This window comes from Xanthomonas hortorum pv. pelargonii (assembly GCF_024499015.1).
GTDB classification, from domain to species: Bacteria; Pseudomonadota; Gammaproteobacteria; order Xanthomonadales; family Xanthomonadaceae; genus Xanthomonas; species Xanthomonas hortorum_B.
Map to the genome: position 1 here is coordinate 2,186,449 of NZ_CP098604.1, position 16,536 is coordinate 2,202,984.

8 protein-coding genes are annotated in these 16,536 nt (G+C 64.2%); 2 read left to right on the plus strand and 6 right to left on the minus strand.

Annotated elements, in window-relative coordinates:
* Positions 1–107 precede the first annotated feature (107 nt).
* Genes NDY25_RS09730 through NDY25_RS09740 form a run of 3 tightly spaced genes read right to left on the minus strand, consistent with a single transcriptional unit; the run spans position 108 to position 6,381 of the window.
* The gene (locus tag NDY25_RS09730; RefSeq protein ID WP_256627905.1) at positions 108–767 is read right to left on the minus strand and encodes a hypothetical protein; all 660 of its coding nucleotides are present in this window, start codon (positions 765–767) and stop codon (positions 108–110) included.
* The gene (locus NDY25_RS09735; protein ID WP_256627906.1) at positions 749–4,603 is read right to left on the minus strand and encodes a translocation/assembly module TamB domain-containing protein; all 3,855 of its coding nucleotides are present in this window, start codon (positions 4,601–4,603) and stop codon (positions 749–751) included. Before NDY25_RS09735 ends, NDY25_RS09730 begins: the two co-directional genes overlap by 19 nt.
* A complete protein-coding gene (locus NDY25_RS09740) occupies positions 4,600–6,381 on the minus strand; it encodes an autotransporter assembly complex protein TamA (protein ID WP_115039126.1) in 1,782 nt (593 codons plus the stop codon). The genes NDY25_RS09735 and NDY25_RS09740 overlap by 4 nt, the downstream gene beginning before the upstream one ends.
* Positions 6,382–6,561: 180 nt before the next feature.
* On the opposite strand from NDY25_RS09740, the gene NDY25_RS09745 reads away from it, so the two are divergent.
* The gene (locus tag NDY25_RS09745; protein ID WP_168957540.1) at positions 6,562–9,327 is read left to right on the plus strand and encodes a TonB-dependent receptor plug domain-containing protein; all 2,766 of its coding nucleotides are present in this window, start codon (positions 6,562–6,564) and stop codon (positions 9,325–9,327) included.
* 254 nt (positions 9,328–9,581) lie between these two features.
* On the opposite strand, the gene NDY25_RS09750 is transcribed toward NDY25_RS09745, so the two are convergent.
* The 3 genes from NDY25_RS09750 to glyQ all read right to left on the minus strand — a co-directional run bounded on the left by NDY25_RS09750 (position 9,582) and on the right by glyQ (position 14,612).
* Complete coding sequence (locus tag NDY25_RS09750; protein WP_168957541.1) at positions 9,582–11,171, minus strand: tetratricopeptide repeat-containing sulfotransferase family protein; 1,590 nt, start codon at positions 11,169–11,171, stop codon at positions 9,582–9,584.
* Positions 11,171–13,408, minus strand: coding sequence for a glycine--tRNA ligase subunit beta (gene glyS, locus NDY25_RS09755; protein ID WP_168957542.1), 2,238 nt, complete (start codon positions 13,406–13,408; stop codon positions 11,171–11,173). The genes NDY25_RS09750 and glyS overlap by 1 nt, the downstream gene beginning before the upstream one ends.
* A 295-nt stretch (positions 13,409–13,703) precedes the next feature.
* Entirely contained in the window at positions 13,704–14,612 is a 909-nt protein-coding gene (glyQ, locus tag NDY25_RS09760; protein WP_168957543.1) for a glycine--tRNA ligase subunit alpha, read from the minus strand.
* Between the two features lie 90 nt (positions 14,613–14,702).
* Here glyQ and NDY25_RS09765 point away from each other — a divergent pair, with 90 nt between their 5' ends.
* Positions 14,703–16,517, plus strand: a complete 1,815-nt coding sequence (locus NDY25_RS09765) for a GspE/PulE family protein (protein WP_168957544.1) — start codon at positions 14,703–14,705, stop codon at positions 16,515–16,517.
* Positions 16,518–16,536 lie beyond the last annotated feature (19 nt).

Below are 16,536 nucleotides of genomic sequence, written 5' to 3' on the forward strand. Positions count from 1 at the left end.
GCTAGGCACGCGCCGATGTGCTGGCATAAAGAGTGAGTAAAACATACGGAAACCGACGCACGTCGGCCCGGTCTCCCACCCTCCAAGAAAGGGCAAACTTAGTAGCGCTAAAGCTCGATCACGGCGTGCAACAACGGCCTTTTCCTGGGCTTGAACAAGCCTAAAGCATTACGCTGTTTGAATGAGACACCCCTTTCGGCCAGATATCGAAGCATCCATCCGTACAAAAGGCCGGCAGTGATTTTGAAGTCCCAAATTGGATCACCTTCTCCAAATTGACGCTTGCCGCTACCTGTGCTGTAGAGCTCAATCGCGCTCACCATGACGCTGGGGACACTCGCAAATAGCACCTCGCGCACAGCATCTACTTTTTCGGCAAATCTGGAAACATCTTCGCGTTTAAGCTGATGGCCGAGCCTATGCCCTAGTTTATTTCGCAGTCCATTTAACTCAAGCGCCGCTAGTCCCATCTCCACTGGCATGCCAAATGCAGTGGCGAGCTGAACTTTGTGAGAAAAGTTCTGAGGTACCGTGATTATCTTTGCGATTTCGGTCGTTATTGACGAATTTAACAGTACAGCCAGCAACTCCTCAACATGAAGATGGAGACGAAGTACGCAGCCGATAATATCCTCAGTCTCGAGGGCCCTGACAAATTCGTCTTGAGAAGAGGGCCCGATAAAATCTGCAGTAGTTATCATTAGTTGTCTTTCGCGCTCTTGCCGTACCCGCTCTTCTGGACCGAAAGCTACTTCTCCCGCCGCCAATTCACAGACCCCTTGGTCTCCACCGTGCTCGATTCGGCCTCAACGTCGAAGCCGCGGCTGAGCAGGTATTTCAGCGTCAGGACCGAGCCGCTGCCGACCATCGAGACGCCGTAGCCGACGTAGAGTTTCGGCGAGAGGTATTTGCCGAAGCCGACGACTGAGCCGACGGTGCTGGATTCGCTCACCCCAGCTTCGTCCAGGCCGAGCTTGGCGCCGATCTGCGAGGCGATCAGGCTGCTGCCGGCCGAGAGTGCGGCCGAGGCGGCACTGACCTGCTGGGTTTCGTCGCTGCTGGCGGTGGACAGGCCGCGGCCGAGCACCAGATACGAGAGTGCTTCGGATTGCGACATCGCCGGTTCCGACCATACATCCGCACGTGGCGATTCGGCGCGTCCACTGACGTCGATGCCGGCGGTGACATCGCCGATCTTGCGTTCGGCGCGCAGGCTGACGCGCGGGTCGGAGACGATGTTGTTGTTCCAGGTCAGCTGGCCGCGGCTGATGGTCAGATCCTGGCCATAGGCCTTGTAACGGCCACGTACATCCAGCCCACCGTTGGCGGTCATTTCGCGGCCCGGGCGCGCGCGGATCTGCATCTGCCCGCTCAGCCCACCCTTCAGGCCGAAGCCGCTCATGTTGACCTTGTCGCCGAGCACGATGGCCAGGTCCATATCCAAGGGCGAAGCCGGTGCGGCTTCCGGATCCACCGGGTCCAGCACCACCACGTCTTCGGACACCGAAGTGCCGCGATCCAGGCGTTCCAGATCGATATCGGCTTCGGGCACGGTGACCTTGCCGCGCAGCTGCATGGTGTTGTCGGTAATGCCGAACTGCATGTCCGGGTTGGCGATGATGCGCAACTCGCTGGTGTTGTAGGCCAGCACATTCTCGCCGCGGATATTCAGCAGCAGCGGCGTGGTGGTACCGAACCACGACAACCCGCCGTCGATGTTGAGCGTGCCCTCGCCCGACTTGGCCGATGCGGTGATCTTGGCCGAGCCATCCGGCAGAGCGTCGAAGCGGCCCTTGCCCTCGCTCAGGGTCAAACCCATCGATGGATATTCGGCAGTGAAGTTACTCAAGGTGGCATCGCCGCCGAGCAGCGGTTTGTCGCGGGTGCCGCGCAGGCTCACATGGCCTTCGACCAGACCCTTGGGCTGCACCACATCGGCCACCACCAGCTCCAGCCAGTACAGGCGCGACATATTGAGATACAGCTCGCCGTTGAGCGGCGCATACGCATCCCAGCCGGTATTGAACTTGGCATCGACAAAGCCGGCGCCCTGGAAACCGATACCGAGCTTGGCCTGGATCTGCTGCGGATTGAAGTCGGCCTGCATGCTGAATTGGTCGTAGCGCAGCAACTCACCACGATTGGGGTTGCCGGCCACGGCCGCATAACGGGTTTCGCCCAGACGAATACCGCCCTCGGGCGAGGCGATGCGGAACGAGCCTTCCCACGCATTGCCGCGCGGCTTGAAGCTGCCATCGAGCGCGAGCTCGCCGCGCAGATAGATCTGCCGGCCTTGCTGCTTGGGCAACCACGGCTGCACCAGCGACAACGGCAATGCATCGCCGTGCACCACCATGCCTTCGCGCGGCCAGTTGGCGCTGGCGCACAGCGCGCCGCCGGTGGCGGCGCCCAGGCAGGTATCGGACAAGGTAAATGCCGCGCCGTCGGTGCTGAACTGCGCCGGCTGCCGCAGCGCCCACGCAGCGCCCTTGGCCGGTGCGATCCGCAGCGTGCCGACCTGGCCCTGCCAACGCTCGCCGTTACGGCGCACATCGCCCTGCAAGGCGACGCTGGCCATGCTGTTGGCGATGTCGGCGTCCAGGCGCAAGGCTTCCACCGCGCCACGTGCCTGCACACGCACGCTGTCCAGCACCACGCCGGCTTCGATCGCCGTGCCCTGCAATGCCAGTTGTCCATCGCTGCCGCGCCACGGCAACCGTCCACGCAAGCTGATGCTCTGCGCGCTGTAGTCGTTCCAACGCAAGCCATTGCCGACGATGTCGGCGGTGATGTCTGGCGCGTCGCGACGGCCGCTGACCTGCAATTGCCCGCGCACCGTGCCAGTGGCGCCGGGCAACACATCGTCCAGCTGCAGCGGCTGCAGTTGCGCGGCGATGTCGAGCTGGTCGCCGACCTTGCCCTTGGCGTTGATGCGGCTATTGCCCAGCGATAGCTGCAATTCGCCCTCGCCCTGTTCGCCGCGCAGGGCGAACTTGCCGTTGGCCGACAGCGCGCGTTGCCGCAGCTGGCCGGTCAGGGTCGGAATATCCGCAGTGGCTTCGAAGCCCGGCGATACGCCGCCGGCCGGTGCCGGCAACTGGCGACCCTTGGAGGCGACTTTGCCGGACAAATTGCCGTTCCAACCCGGCGCGAAGTAGCCCGGATCGAACTTAGCCAACTGCGCGGTGACATCCCATTGCAGCTCCGGCGTCCAGCCCACTTCGCCGGTGAGATCCAGCGAGCCGCCCGGGGTTTTGGCCTGCACCTGCTTGAGCTGTGCACGTTGATCGTTGCCGCGGCTGTCGAACACCAGCGCGGCCTGTTGCCCGTCGCGTTCCAGCGTGGCGCGACCGATCGCCGCCCACGCCTTCAAGGTACCGGCCACACCCAGACGCGCGTCGACCAGTTCCACCGGCACAGCGGGCGCCTCGGGGGTGGCCGGGTCCGGTGTCGGGGTGAAGCGCAGGCCGCTGGCATTGACCGCGAAACGGAAACTCGGATTCTGGGTGTCGCGGAAATCCGCAGTACCACGCAACTGCGTGCGGCCTTCGAACGTGTCGATCACTAACGGCTCGACCGTGATGACCTGGTCCAGCAGGCTGATATGCGAGGGCTGCAGCGTGGCGCTCAGCTCGCCTTGTTTGACGCTGCCTTGCAGATCGGCGGCGCCGCCCTTGCCGGAGGCTTGCAGGTTCAGTGCGATCGGCGTGGCCGGGGCGGCGTACTGCCCGTTGCTGGCCGGCATCAATAGCGAGGTATCCAGCGCCTCGGTCACGGCCTTGAACGCCCAGGTCGGCGCATCGCGCCCGGTGAACACCAGGCTGGCCTGCAGTGGGGCCGGCGCGCGGCCGGCGATGGCCACTTCCATCTTGTCCAGATCGCCGCGTGCGACCAACCCCAGGCTGGCCGGCGTACGCCCACGTGCGGCCGGCAACACGGCAGTGGCGGTGAGGTCAGCGCGGTAATCGTCGCTGGGCACGTAGTCGCCGTGCAGGCGGAAATCGCCCATGTCGGTGTCGACCACCAGATTGCGCGTGCGCAACTCGCCGGTCGCCACTTCCAGCCCGCCCTGCACTTTGTGTAAGACGATCATCGGCTGCTGCAGCTGGGTGATACGCAAGTTGTCCACCGCGATCTTGTCGGCCTGGATCGCCAGCGGCACGTTGATCTGCGGCAACGATTCGGGCCAGCTCGGCAGCGTGAACGGTTCGTCGCTCTTGCCCAGATTCAAGGTGGCATTGCTGACCTGCACCGCATCCAGTTGCAGCTTGCGGCCGAGCAGCGGGCGCAGATCAGGTTCCAGATACACGCGCTCGGCGGTGAAGTGGATGTCCTGATAACGAAAATCGACATCGCGCAAGGTGAGCGGGCCGGCGACCGGGCCTTCGACCTTGCCGTAGGTAAACGTGGCGCCGACCGGCAAGCGCGCGGTGACCTGGGCCAGCAGCACATCGCGCCCGGCCACGGTCTGCAGCAACCAGTACACCGCGATCAGGGCCAGCAATACCAACCCCAGCACGGTCAAGCCCGAGCCCACCCAGAACCGGCGCCGGCGATAGAAACGCGCGCGGCGCGGTGCGGGGGTAGGCGTCGGCGTGCTCACAGGTTGGCCCCGATATCGATATAGAGCTGGAACTGCGAGTCGGGGTCGTTCAGGCCATGCGCGATGTCCACGCGCACCGGTCCCACCGGCGAGCGCCAGCGCAGACCGAAGCCGATACCGGTATGCCAGTCGGGCGTGTCGTCGAAGGCGCTGCCGCTATCGACAAACACCGCGCCGCCCCACGGGCCGCCCTTGAGGTAATGCTCGTACTCGGCGCTGGCGGTGACCACGTTCTTGGCACCGAGTGCGAATTCGTCCGGCCTGGGCGTTCGTGGGCCGACTTCGCGAAATGCATAACCGCGGATGCTGTTGGCGCCACCGGCAAAGAAGCGCAGGCTCGGCGGCATCGCCACCAGATCACTGGTCCAGGTGGTGCCGCCTTCGCCGCGCAGGATCACCCGGCCGTTGTCGCCGGCACCCAGAAACCAGCGCAACTGGCCGTAGACCTGGCCGAAGTTGGTATCCGAGCCGGCGCCTTCGGCACCGCCGCGGATGAACGCTTGCCCGGACACGCCACTGCGCGGGAACAGGCGGTCGTCGACGTTGACGTAGTTCACCTGCAACTGCGGATAGACCAGCGTGGAAGTCTCGTACACCGCACCTTCGAAATCGTCGCCACTGCTGAAACGCCAGCGCTCGCGCAGGGCGTTGATCGAGGCGATCGCGCTCCAGCGCTCGTTGATCTGGCCGCTGCGGCTGCCGGTGAGTTTGACGTTGCGCAGGTCGATGTACTCGGTCTGTTCGTCGTACAGCCGCGCCGAGGCGGTGTACCAGCCATCCAGCCAGCGGAACGCCGGCACGCGGTAGCTGGTGGTCAGGCTCTTGCGGTTCTGCGCGTAGTCCAGCTGCGTGTCCATCTTGTGGCCGCGCGAATTCACGTAGCGCCGCTCCACGCCGCCACGCACACCGGCGCCGCTCTCGCTGCCGTAGCTCAAGCCCGAGGTGTAGACGGTGCGCTTGGCGCGGGTGAGCTTGACCTCCACCGGCACGCGGCCCTGGTCGTCGGCGTCTTCGGGCTTGGGCTGGATATCGATGGTGCTGAAGTAATCGAGTTTGGTCAGCGACTCGCGCAGGCGATCCAGCTTGCCTTCGTGGTAGTAACTGCCTTCGTCCCAGTACACCAACGGGTCGAACAGGCCTTCGCGGAAGTAGTCGTAGTCGAAGTGCACCTTGCCCATGTCGTAGCGGCGGCCGCTGTCCCAGTTCAAATCGATATCGGCGGCATGCTCGGCACGGGTGACGGCAACGCGGCGTTGAGTGAAGTCGGCATCGAAATAACCACGCTCGGCCAGACGACGGGTGATACGCACCTTGCTGGCTTCGTATTGCGGGTGGCTGAAGACCTGGCCTTCGTGCGGCTCGAACTGCTTGAGGTCCTGGCCCAGGTAGCGGTCCTGCTCGGCCCAGCCGGTGATGGAGATATGCGACTGCCGCACCCGCACCGGCTCGCCACGCTCTACCGTGATCACCACCGTGACCTTGTCGCCTTCACGCGGTGCGGCCAGTTCGATGGTCGGCGAGTAATAGCCGAAAGGCTCCAACGCCTCACGCGTCTGCCGCTCGGCCTGCGCCAGCAAATACTCGATGCGCGACTCGCCCTGCTCCTTGCCGACAGCCTCATAAAGAGACAGGGACACCTCGATGTTCTCGATCATCTCGGCGTCGTCGTCGCCGTCCAAGCCTTTGATTTCGATCTTGTCGATGGTTCCGCGGGCAGCCGCTTGCAGCGGAACGAGCAGAGTGCACACCAGGGAGAGAGCAAACACGACTTTAAGCATCGGCAAAGGATACCCAGCCTGGGCGTGAAGGGACAAAAAATCTAAGCAATCTCGACTATACGGACGCGCATGCGCTGGTTAGAGTCGGGGTGTTGTTAACGTTTCGTTGACAGCATGCCAAGCGGCCCTCCCCCGGATTGCCGCGCGCCCTGTTCCACACCTTTGGAGAGAGAGGTTTTCATGAAGCGTCATCTATTGGTCAATGCCGTCTGCGCCGCCCTTGCATTCCCGTCGCTTGCCCTGCCGTCGCTTGCGATCGCACAGAACAAGGACGAAGTGACCGAATTGAACAAGGTCACCGTGACAGGCTCGTTGATTCCGCGGTCGCAGGTCGAAACGGCCAGCCCGGTGTTCTCCATCACCGCCCAGGACATCCAGCGCCGCGGCTTCAAGGATGTCTACGACGTGCTGCGTTCGCAGCCGATGGCCACCGGCTCGGTGCAGGACGGCCAGTTCAGTGGCGGCTTCACCGCCGGCGCCAAATCGCTGAGCCTGCTCGGGCTGGACCCCGGCTTCACCCTGGTGCTGATCGACGGCCGGCCGATGGCCGACTACCCATTGCTCTACAACGGCCAGAGCAACTTCGTCGATCTGGCCAGCGTGCCGGTGGGCATGGTCGAACGCATCGATGTGGCGCCCGGCAACCAGTCCTCGATTTACGGCTCCAGCGCCATTGCCGGTGTGGTCAATATAATCCTGAAGAAGCACATCGACGGCGTGCAGATGAATTACCGCATGGGCACCTACGACGGTGGTGGCGGCAACAACCAGCGCTTCCAGCTCACCGGCGGCAGCACCCTCGGCAAGGCCGATATCGTCTGGGGCCTGCAGCTCAACAATCAGGACCCGATCTACGGTTACCAGCGGCGCGATTTCGATTCCACCTCCGACAATCCGGACCCGACCCTGCGCTACGGCTCGCGCATCGCACTGCACAACACGCCAACCACTTACATTGACCCGGGCGCCGCAAACTGCGATGCACTGGGCCCGCTGTTCAACGGCTCGGTGCAATACGACAACCGCGCCAATCGCGGCAACTTCTGCAGCAGCCGTACCGAGCCCGGCTACGCCAGCATCCTCAACAAGGAACGCAGCGCCAGCGGCTATGCCAACCTGACCTACGCCTTCAACGACAACACCGAAGGCTACGCAACGTTGCTGCTCAATCGCACCAAGGTGGAAGTCAACGGCGGCTCGCGCTTCTGGCAGACCTCGTCCGACACCGGTGGCTTGTTCTACAACCAGGACAGTCAGCAGCTGGAAGGCTACCAGCGCATCTTCGCGCCCGAAGAAGCCGGTAGCCCGACCTTCAACAACGACCGCCAGACCGCCGATTCGTACAACATCGCCGCCGGCATCAAGGGCGGGCTGGGCGCCAGCAACTGGACCTACGATGCGTACTACGCGCGCGCCGAGTACCGCATCGACAGCCGCCAGCAATGGCCGTTGGCCGACCGCATCGAAGACTTCTTCCGCGAACAGTTCCTGGGCGCGCCGCAGGGCGACTTCTCCGGCTACCCGATCTATTCGCCCAACGATGCCAACTTCTATCGCGCGTTGACGCCGGCGCAGTACCGCAGCTTCAACGACGAGATCCGCACCAAGTCCAGGACCTGGACCCAGAACGTCAATCTGCAACTCACCAACACCGAGTTGTTCAGTCTGCCGGCCGGCGCCGTGGGTGTGGCCGGCGTGCTGCAGGCCGGCAACCAATACTGGGAAAACCCGACCGATCAACGCGTTATCGCTGGCGATTTCTACCAGCTGACCGGCACCCAGGGCAGCGGCAAGCGCGAGAACTGGGCGGCAGCGTTCGAAACGCGCGTGCCGATCCTGAGCACGCTCACCGCCAACCTGTCTGGCCGCTTCGACGACTACAAGAACCAGGGCGGTGGTAGCGATTCCAAGTTCACCTACAAGGCCGCGCTGGAATTCCGCCCGACCGATGCGCTGTTGTTCCGCGGCAACTACGCCACCGCGTTCAAGGCACCGGACATGGCGTTCACCTTTGCCGGCGATAGCGGCTTCTTCCAGGGTGTCAACGACTACTACCGCTGCGCGCTCGAAGAACCCGGCGTGCCGATCGCCGACTGCACCTACGCCGGCACCAGCATCCAGGGGCGCCGCGCCGGCAACCCCGAGCTGCAGTCGATCACGGCCAAGTCCTTCGGCTATGGCGTGGTGTGGTCGCCCAGCGCGCGCTTCAGCGTCAATGCCGACTACTACAACATCAAGATCGACCAGAAAGTCAGTGACCTGAGTACCGACAATCTGTTGCAGACCGAATCGGCCTGCCGCCTGGGAAGCCTGGATATCAGCTCGCCCACTTGCGTGGATGCGTTGTCGCGCATCGATCGCACCGCAGCCGATGCCCCGGTCCCGAACCGCTTGAGCAATATTCGCATCAACCCGGTCAATATCTCCAACGAGGAAATCTCCGGCGTGCTCAGCAAGGCGACCTACAACCTCGCCACCGAATCCTGGGGCCTGTTTGTCTTCGACGCGCAGTACAACTTGACGCTCAAGCACGAAAGCCAGCAGTTCCCGCAAGACCCAGTGCGCGATCTGCTCAGCGAACCGTTCTTCTCCTCCGAGTTCCGCAGCATCGTCAATGCCTCGGTAACGTGGCAGAAAGATGCATGGACCACCACGCTGTTCGGCCAGCGCAATGGCCGCACGCCCAACTTCGTCGCGCAACAAAGCACCGATGGCTATGCGGTGGAAGGCGCACGCAAGGTCGGCGCGTGGACCACGCTCAATGCAACGCTGGATTACGCGGTCAACGACGACATCTCGCTGACGGCGACGGTCAACAACCTGGCCGACACCCGGCCGCCGCGCGACCGCACCTACACCAGCTACCCGTACTACAACATCTTCAACTACACCGGTTACGGCCGTTCCTACATGCTGGAATTGAACTGGCGCTTCGGCGCGCATTGAGTCACCGCGTTGCATTCGTCCAGCGGCAGCCACAACGGCTGCCGCTGGCGTTTTTGGCCCGGGCACGTTCGGGGCAAGCAACACGCATCAGTCAGTTGTCTATTCGCTCCCAAGGCAAAGCGTCCAAGGCGTCGCACGCGCCGTCGCAGCCGGATTGCCTGCTGCACACCTGGGCAGAGTGCGTCGGACGTGCCAAACAGATTGAAGGCACGCGCAGGTCTTCAGGCGTGGCGCTCCAGATCTGTTCGGCCCCGCTAACGCAAGCCCACATCGATCAGGCCTGCCTGCAACAACGTCTGCCGCAGCGGCTCCAGCTGCGTGGCATAACGTCGCCACTCTTCCACGTTGCGCCCATGCACGCCTTCGCGCACCTGCACGCTGCTCAGCGTGGCCGATGCGGCCGCATTGCGGGTGATATCGATCTGCCCAGGCTCGATGTTCAAGCCGCAGCGCGTCATTAACTGTTCCAGCACCGTAGATGGATCACGCACCATCTGCGTGTAGTCCACATCGATCACCCGGCCCGGCAACGCAGCGCGCCATTGCGCCATCAACGCGTGATACGCCTGATAGTGACGTGCCAGCGTGTGCAGGTCGTAGCTATAGGCATAGGAGTCGCCGAACAGCGCGCGGTAATTGGAAAAACACACCGCCATCGGCTCGCGCACCAGATGCACGATCAGCGCCGCCGGCAATGCGCGTGCGATCGCGCCGATCGCCACCGCATTGGTCGGCAACTTATCGATGTACCAGCGCGCCGATCCGGCACGCCACTGCGTCTGTTCCAGGTAGCGCGCGCCGATCTGCGCATAATCCAGCGTGGGAAGTGCCTGCAGCAGGCGCGCATCCAGCAGGCTGCGGCCAGCCTGGTCGGCGCCCCAGCGCAACTGATGGCCGAAGTCGTTCAATTCGCCGGCCGACATGATCTGCGAATGATTGCCCAGCATCCGCTCCAGCACCGTGGTGCCCGAGCGCGGCAAACCGAGCACGAAGATCGGTTGCGGGCCTTGTGCATTGGTAGATTCCTGCGCGGCGAACACGCCTTGTTCGGCCAATGCGCCCAACTGCGTGTACAACGCTGCTTCTGCGTCGGCATCGTGGCGCAAGCGCGCGTGCATCACCGCATTGCCGTGGGTTAGCGCGTTCCAGGCGGCATCGGTCTGGCCGAGATCTTCCAGCTCCTTGTACAGCGCGAACGCCAGCCCGGCGCGATCTTCACTGTCGGGCTTGGCGAGCTGCAGCTGCTGACGTAACTGATCGAGATGATTGCTGCTTGCAGTCTGACGGCGTAGCCGCGCACGCGTCAGTGCCGCGCGGCCGTAGCCTGGCGACAGCGCCAATGCGCGATCCAACGCCTGCGCTGCATCGTCTAGGCGATTATTGAATTGCAGTTGCACCGCAAGAAAGAAACGGAAGTCAGCACCATCGAAACCACAGGCCTGCGCGCGCTGCATCATCGCCAGTGCTTCGACATGTTCGCCGAGCGATTGATGCACATGCGCGAGCAGCGCCAGCGTGGCCCCGTCCTGGCACTGCATCACCGACGGATGCCGCAGCAACGCATGCAGTGCGCGATGCTCGCCGACGCGCAACAAGGCTTGCGCCACACGGCAACGCATCGCCACGTCGTCGCCGAGGTCTCTGGCGGCCAGCCGTAACTGCGCAACCGCCTCGCGCATCCTGCCGTTGGCCAGCACGGTGCCGGCCAGCAGCACGCGTGCGGACACGTGGGTGGGGTCCACTGCCAGCAGCGCCTGCAATGCAGACGCCGCCACACCCAGGTCGCGACGTGCCAACGCGGCCTGGGCGGTCTGCCAGTGCACCGCGCCGGCGGACGCAGCCATCAGCTGGACAGATGCTCGATGGCGGCGACGCTGCCGAGGCGGTCGCCGAGCTTCTTCAGCAACGCGAGCCGATTGGCGCGCAGCTGCGCGTCTTCGGCATTGACCATTACTCCATCGAAGAACGCATCGACCTGCGGGCGCAGGCGCGCCAGACGCGCGAGCACCGCAACATAGTCGTGGCGGTGCAGCGCATCGCCGGTGTCGCCGATGGCCGCTTCCACTGCTTCGGCCAGCGCTTCTTCGGCGGGTTCGCGCAGCAGGCTGGTGTCGATATCGCCGGGAATCTCGCCCTCGACCTTGCGCAGGACATTGCGGATGCGCTTGTTGGCCGCGGCCAGCGCTTCGGCTTCGGGCAGCGTGGCGAAGATGCCGATCGCATCGATGCGGCGGTCGAAGTCGTAGAGGGAACCGTGGGTCGCGCCCAGGTGCGCTCCTACGCCGAGCGCTGTAGGAGCGCCCTCGGGCGCGACCGAGAACAATGCGGCGACTGCATTGAAATGCGTGGCAGGTACGCCTTTGTCTGCGTAGTAGCCGCGCAGGCGGTCTAGGATGAAGTCAAAAATTTCTGCTGCAGTCTCCTCTACATTTGGCACCCATAGTCCGCCGCTCTGACGCTGTGCGACATTGACGCCTTGGGTCTTGGCGGCTTCAGCCGCTGTTTGTTGTTTACTAGCTTGCGACGAGGCCAAAGCGGAACTAACCAAACCCACTGCTTTCTTGATCAAATCAAGTAGTGATAAGTCAAACCCCGACTCAATCACCGTCCGCGCCAACCCCAACGCATTACGCCGCAACGCAAACGGATCCTTGTTGCCGGTCGGCTTCAACCCGGCCGCAAAGCCACCGGCCAACGTATCCAGACGCTCGGCAATCGCCAACACCTTGCCCAACGGCGACAACGCAATATCGTCGCCGGCAAAACGAGGTTGGTACGCTTCATCAATCGCCAGCGAAATCTCGCCAGGCTCGCCAGCAGCCTTGGCGTAATGCCGCCCGGCAATGCCCTGCAATTCGGGGAATTCGTTGACCATGCGCGATTGCAGATCGTTCTTGGCCAATTCCGCAGCGCGACGCGCCTGCACCGGATCGGCACCCACTTGCGGAGCAATAATTTCGGCCAACGCAGCCACACGCGCCACCTTGTCGGCCACCGTGCCCAGCTTGGCCTGATACGTGACGCTGGCCAGGCCCGCCCCCATCGCCTGCAGCCCCTGCTTGAGGTCTTCGTCGAAGAAGAACTTGGCATCGGCAAAACGCGGACGGATCACCCGCTCGTAGCCCTTGGCGACTTCGGCCACATCCTTCGAGACGATATTGGCGATGCCGATGAACTGCTCGGTCAACTTGCCGCCGGCATCCAACACCGGGAAGAACTTCTGGTTGATCTCCATGGTTTCGATCAGCGCTTCCTGCGGCACCGCCAGAAAATCGCGCTCGAAGCTGCACAGCACCGCCGACGGCCACTCGACCAGGTTGACCACCTGCTGCAGATTGTCCTCGCTGATGCGCGCACTGCCGCCGGCCTGCTTTGCGGCCGCTTCGACTTCCTCCACGATGCGCGCACGGCGTGCGTCCGCATCCACCAGCACGTGCGCGGCGCGCAGCGCTTCGACGTAATCGCCCGGTGCGGCAAGCGAGACTTCGCCCTGATGCATGAAGCGGTGCCCGCGGGTGATGCGATCGCCACGCACGCCCAGCAACTCGGCCGGGATCACCGCATCGCCGAACAGCAACACCAGCCACTGCACCGGCCGCGCGAACGCGTATTCGTGCGCGCCCCAGCGCATCGGCTTGGGGATCGGCATCGCGGCGATGGCTTCGCGCAGGATCTCCGGCAACAAATCGGCGGTGCGCGCGCCCGGCGTCACCGCGCGATGCACGAAGCGCTCGCCCTTGGCATCGCTGGTGCGCTCCAGCGCGGTCCAGTCGATCCCGGCCTTGGCCGCAAACCCGGCCAGCGCCTTGGTCGGCTTGCCCTCGGCATCCAGCGCGATGTTGAGATACGGGCCCAGCACTTCGGAACGCTGTTCGGGTTGCTCGGTGGCCACGCCCGGCAGCAGCACCGCCAGACGGCGCGGTGTGGACAGCGGCTTGGCATCGCCGCGCGTGACCGCGACGCCGCGCTTTTCCAGACCGTGCAGCACGCCATCGAAGAAAGCCTGCGCCAGACCCGGCAGCGCCTTGACCGGCAGCTCTTCGGTGCCCAGTTCGATCAGCAGGGGAAGTTGTTCGCTCATAAGACGTGGACCTTTACGTGTTCCCTTCTCCCGTCGGGAGAAGGTGCCTCGAAGAGGCGGATGAGGATACGGGCGAAGCTCTGTGGAGTTTGGGTGCACGAGGGCTACGCCTCCGTACCCTCACCCCAACCCCTCTCCCGGTGGGAGAGGGGCTTGCTGGTCCCTTCTCCCGCCGGGAGAAGGTGCCCCGAAGGGGCGGATGAGGGTACGGGCGAAGCTCTGTGGAGTTTGGATGCACGAGGGCTACGCCCTCGTACCCTCACCCCAACCCATCTCCCGGGGGAGAGGGGCTCGGTTACTTCTTTACCCCGGGGAAGCCCAGCTTCTCGCGTTGTGCGTAATACGCCTGCGCCACGCCTTGCGACAATGTGCGCACGCGCAGGATGTAGCGCTGGCGTTCGGTCACGCTGATCGCGCGGCGCGCGTCCAGCAGATTGAACGCGTGGCTGGCCTTGGTCACCTGCTCATACGCAGGCAGCGGCAAGCCGACTTCGATCAACTGCTTGGCCTCGGCTTCGCAGGCATCGAAGCGGTGGAACAGCTCTTCCACATTGGCATGCTCGAAGTTGTAGGCGCTCTGCTCCACTTCGTTCTGGTGATACACATCGCCGTAGCTCACCGGGGTGCCGTCTGGGCCGTAGGTCCACACCAGGTCGTAGACGTTGTCGCAGCTCTGCAGGTACATGCACAGCCGTTCCAGCCCATAGGTGATCTCGCCCAACACCGGCTTGCACTCGAGCCCGCCAGCCTGCTGGAAGTAGGTGAACTGGGTCACTTCCATGCCATTGAGCCAGACTTCCCAGCCCAGGCCCCAGGCGCCGAGGGTCGGCGATTCCCAGTTGTCTTCGACAAAGCGCAGATCGTGCACCAGCGGGTCGATGCCCAGCGCCTGCAACGAGCCCAGATACAGATCCTGGATGTTGTCCGGGTTGGGCTTCATCGCCACCTGGTACTGGTAGTAGCGCTGCAGGCGATTGGGGTTTTCGCCGTAGCGGCCGTCGGTGGGACGACGCGAAGGCTGCACGTAGGCGGCATTCCACGGCTCCGGCCCCAGCGCGCGCAGGAAGGTGGCCGGATGGAACGTGCCCGCGCCCACTTCCAGGTCCAGCGGCTGGATCAGCACGCAGCCTTGCTCGGCCCAGTACTGGTTGAGGGTCTGGATCAGGCCCTGAAAAGTGATTGGAACGCGCCGGGAATCGGACATGCAGCAAGGGCCGTGCGGAAGGGGTGCGCTAGTATACCGGCCGACCCGCAGCGCTTTGCCGCGGAGCACCGCGGCAGGGGAACATCGAGCATGGAACAGCGGCGTACGGCCGATCCTGAAGGCGCAGTGGCACTGCTGCCGCGCGGCCGGCTGATGTTCGACCCGGTCGCTGCCGCGTTGCTTGCCGATGGCATGGTGGTACCGCACGAACACGAGCGCGTGCAGTTCTCCGCCGCCGGCGTACGCAACGCCAGCGAAGTGCACCCGCTGGTGCTGCTGGCCAACCTCAAATTGCATGCTGCGCAACCGCCGGCCGGCGAGCTCGGCCTGGAACGGCTGACCGAATGGCTGGCCACCCGCACCGGCCTGCGTTATCTGCGTATCGACCCCACCCGCATCGATGTAGCCGCCGTCACCGGCGTGGTGTCGCATGCCTACGCACGCCGCCACCGCATCCTGCCGCTGGCACTGGACGCCGAGCGCGTGCTGATCGCCACCAGCGAACCGCTGGCGCTGGAATGGCTGGCCGACGTGCAGCATCTGAGCCGGCGTCGGATCGAGCTGGCGCTGATCAACCCGCTGGACCTGCATCGCTACACGATGGAGTTCTTCGGCGTCACCCAGTCGGTGCGCGGCGCACGCGGCGATGTGCGCAGCGCCGAACCGGGCGCCGGCCTGCCCAGTTTCGAGCAATTGGTGGAACTGGGCCGCGCCGGCGACGTCAATGCCGACGACCACCACATCGTGCATATCGTCGACTGGCTGCTGCAATACGCCTACGAGCAGCGGGCAAGCGACATCCATTTGGAGCCGCGCCGCGAGGCCGGGCGCATGCGCTTTCGCATCGATGGCGTGCTGCACAAGGTGCTGGAAGTGCCGCCGTCGGTGATGACCGCGGTGGTCAGCCGCATCAAGGTGCTCGGCCGCATGGACCTGGCCGAACGCCGCCGCCCGCAGGACGGCCGCATCAAGACCCGTTCGCCGGGCGGGCGCGAGGTGGAAATGCGCCTGTCCACGATGCCCACCGCATTCGGCGAAAAATGCGTGATGCGTATCTTCGACCCGGATTCGGCGTTCAAGAGCATCGAGCAACTCGGCTTCAGCCCCGAAGAGGCCGCCGGCTGGAGCGCGCTGGTCGAGCGCCCGCACGGCATCGTGCTGGTCACCGGCCCCACCGGCTCGGGCAAGACCACCACGCTGTATTCCACGCTCAAGCGCCTGGCCACGCCGGATGTGAACGTGTGCAGCGTGGAAGACCCGATCGAAATGATCGCGCCGGAATTCAACCAGATGCAGGTCCAGCAGAACATCGATCTGGATTTCGCCAGCGGTGTGCGCACGTTGCTGCGGCAGGACCCGGACATCATCATGATCGGCGAAATCCGCGACCTGGAAACCGCGCAGATGGCGGTGCAGGCCTCGCTCACCGGGCATCTGGTGCTGTCCACGTTGCACACCAACGACGCCGCCTCGGCGATCACCCGTTTGCTGGATCTGGGCGTGCCGCATTACCTGGTGGCGTCCACGCTCAACGGCGTGCTGGCGCAACGCCTGGTGCGCACCTTGTGCGTGCACTGCAAGCGCCCGCACACGCTCAGCGACGACGACTGGGCGGCGATCCGCGAGCCGGGCGAAGCGCTGCCGGACACGCTCAACGTGCACGCCCCGGTCGGCTGCCTGGAATGCCGCCGCACCGGCTATCTGGGCCGCGTGGGCTTGTACGAACTGCTGCCGGTCACCCCGCGCCTGCGCAGCCTGATCCGCGCCGACACCGACCTGGCCAGCTTCAGCCACGCCGCCCGCGGCGAGGGATTGCGCACGCTGCGGCGGACGGGCCTGGAGAAGGTCGCTGCCGGGCTGACCACCATTGAAGAAGTGCTGTCGGTGCTGCCGCCGCGCGAATAAGCGAGTCCTCCGTCCTGAT

Excerpts from the sequence above, each read along its gene's own strand:
- NDY25_RS09740 (WP_115039126.1), bottom strand. The coding sequence starts at position 6,381 with ATGCTTAAAGTCGTGTTTGCTCTCTCCCTGGTGTGCACTCTGCTCGTT.
- NDY25_RS09745 (WP_168957540.1), top strand. The coding sequence starts at position 6,562 with ATGAAGCGTCATCTATTGGTCAATGCCGTCTGCGCCGCCCTTGCATTC.
- NDY25_RS09750 (WP_168957541.1), bottom strand. The coding sequence starts at position 11,171 with ATGGCTGCGTCCGCCGGCGCGGTGCACTGGCAGACCGCCCAGGCCGCG.
- glyS (WP_168957542.1), bottom strand. The coding sequence starts at position 13,408 with ATGAGCGAACAACTTCCCCTGCTGATCGAACTGGGCACCGAAGAGCTG.
- glyQ (WP_168957543.1), bottom strand. The coding sequence starts at position 14,612 with ATGTCCGATTCCCGGCGCGTTCCAATCACTTTTCAGGGCCTGATCCAG.
- NDY25_RS09765 (WP_168957544.1), top strand. The coding sequence starts at position 14,703 with ATGGAACAGCGGCGTACGGCCGATCCTGAAGGCGCAGTGGCACTGCTG.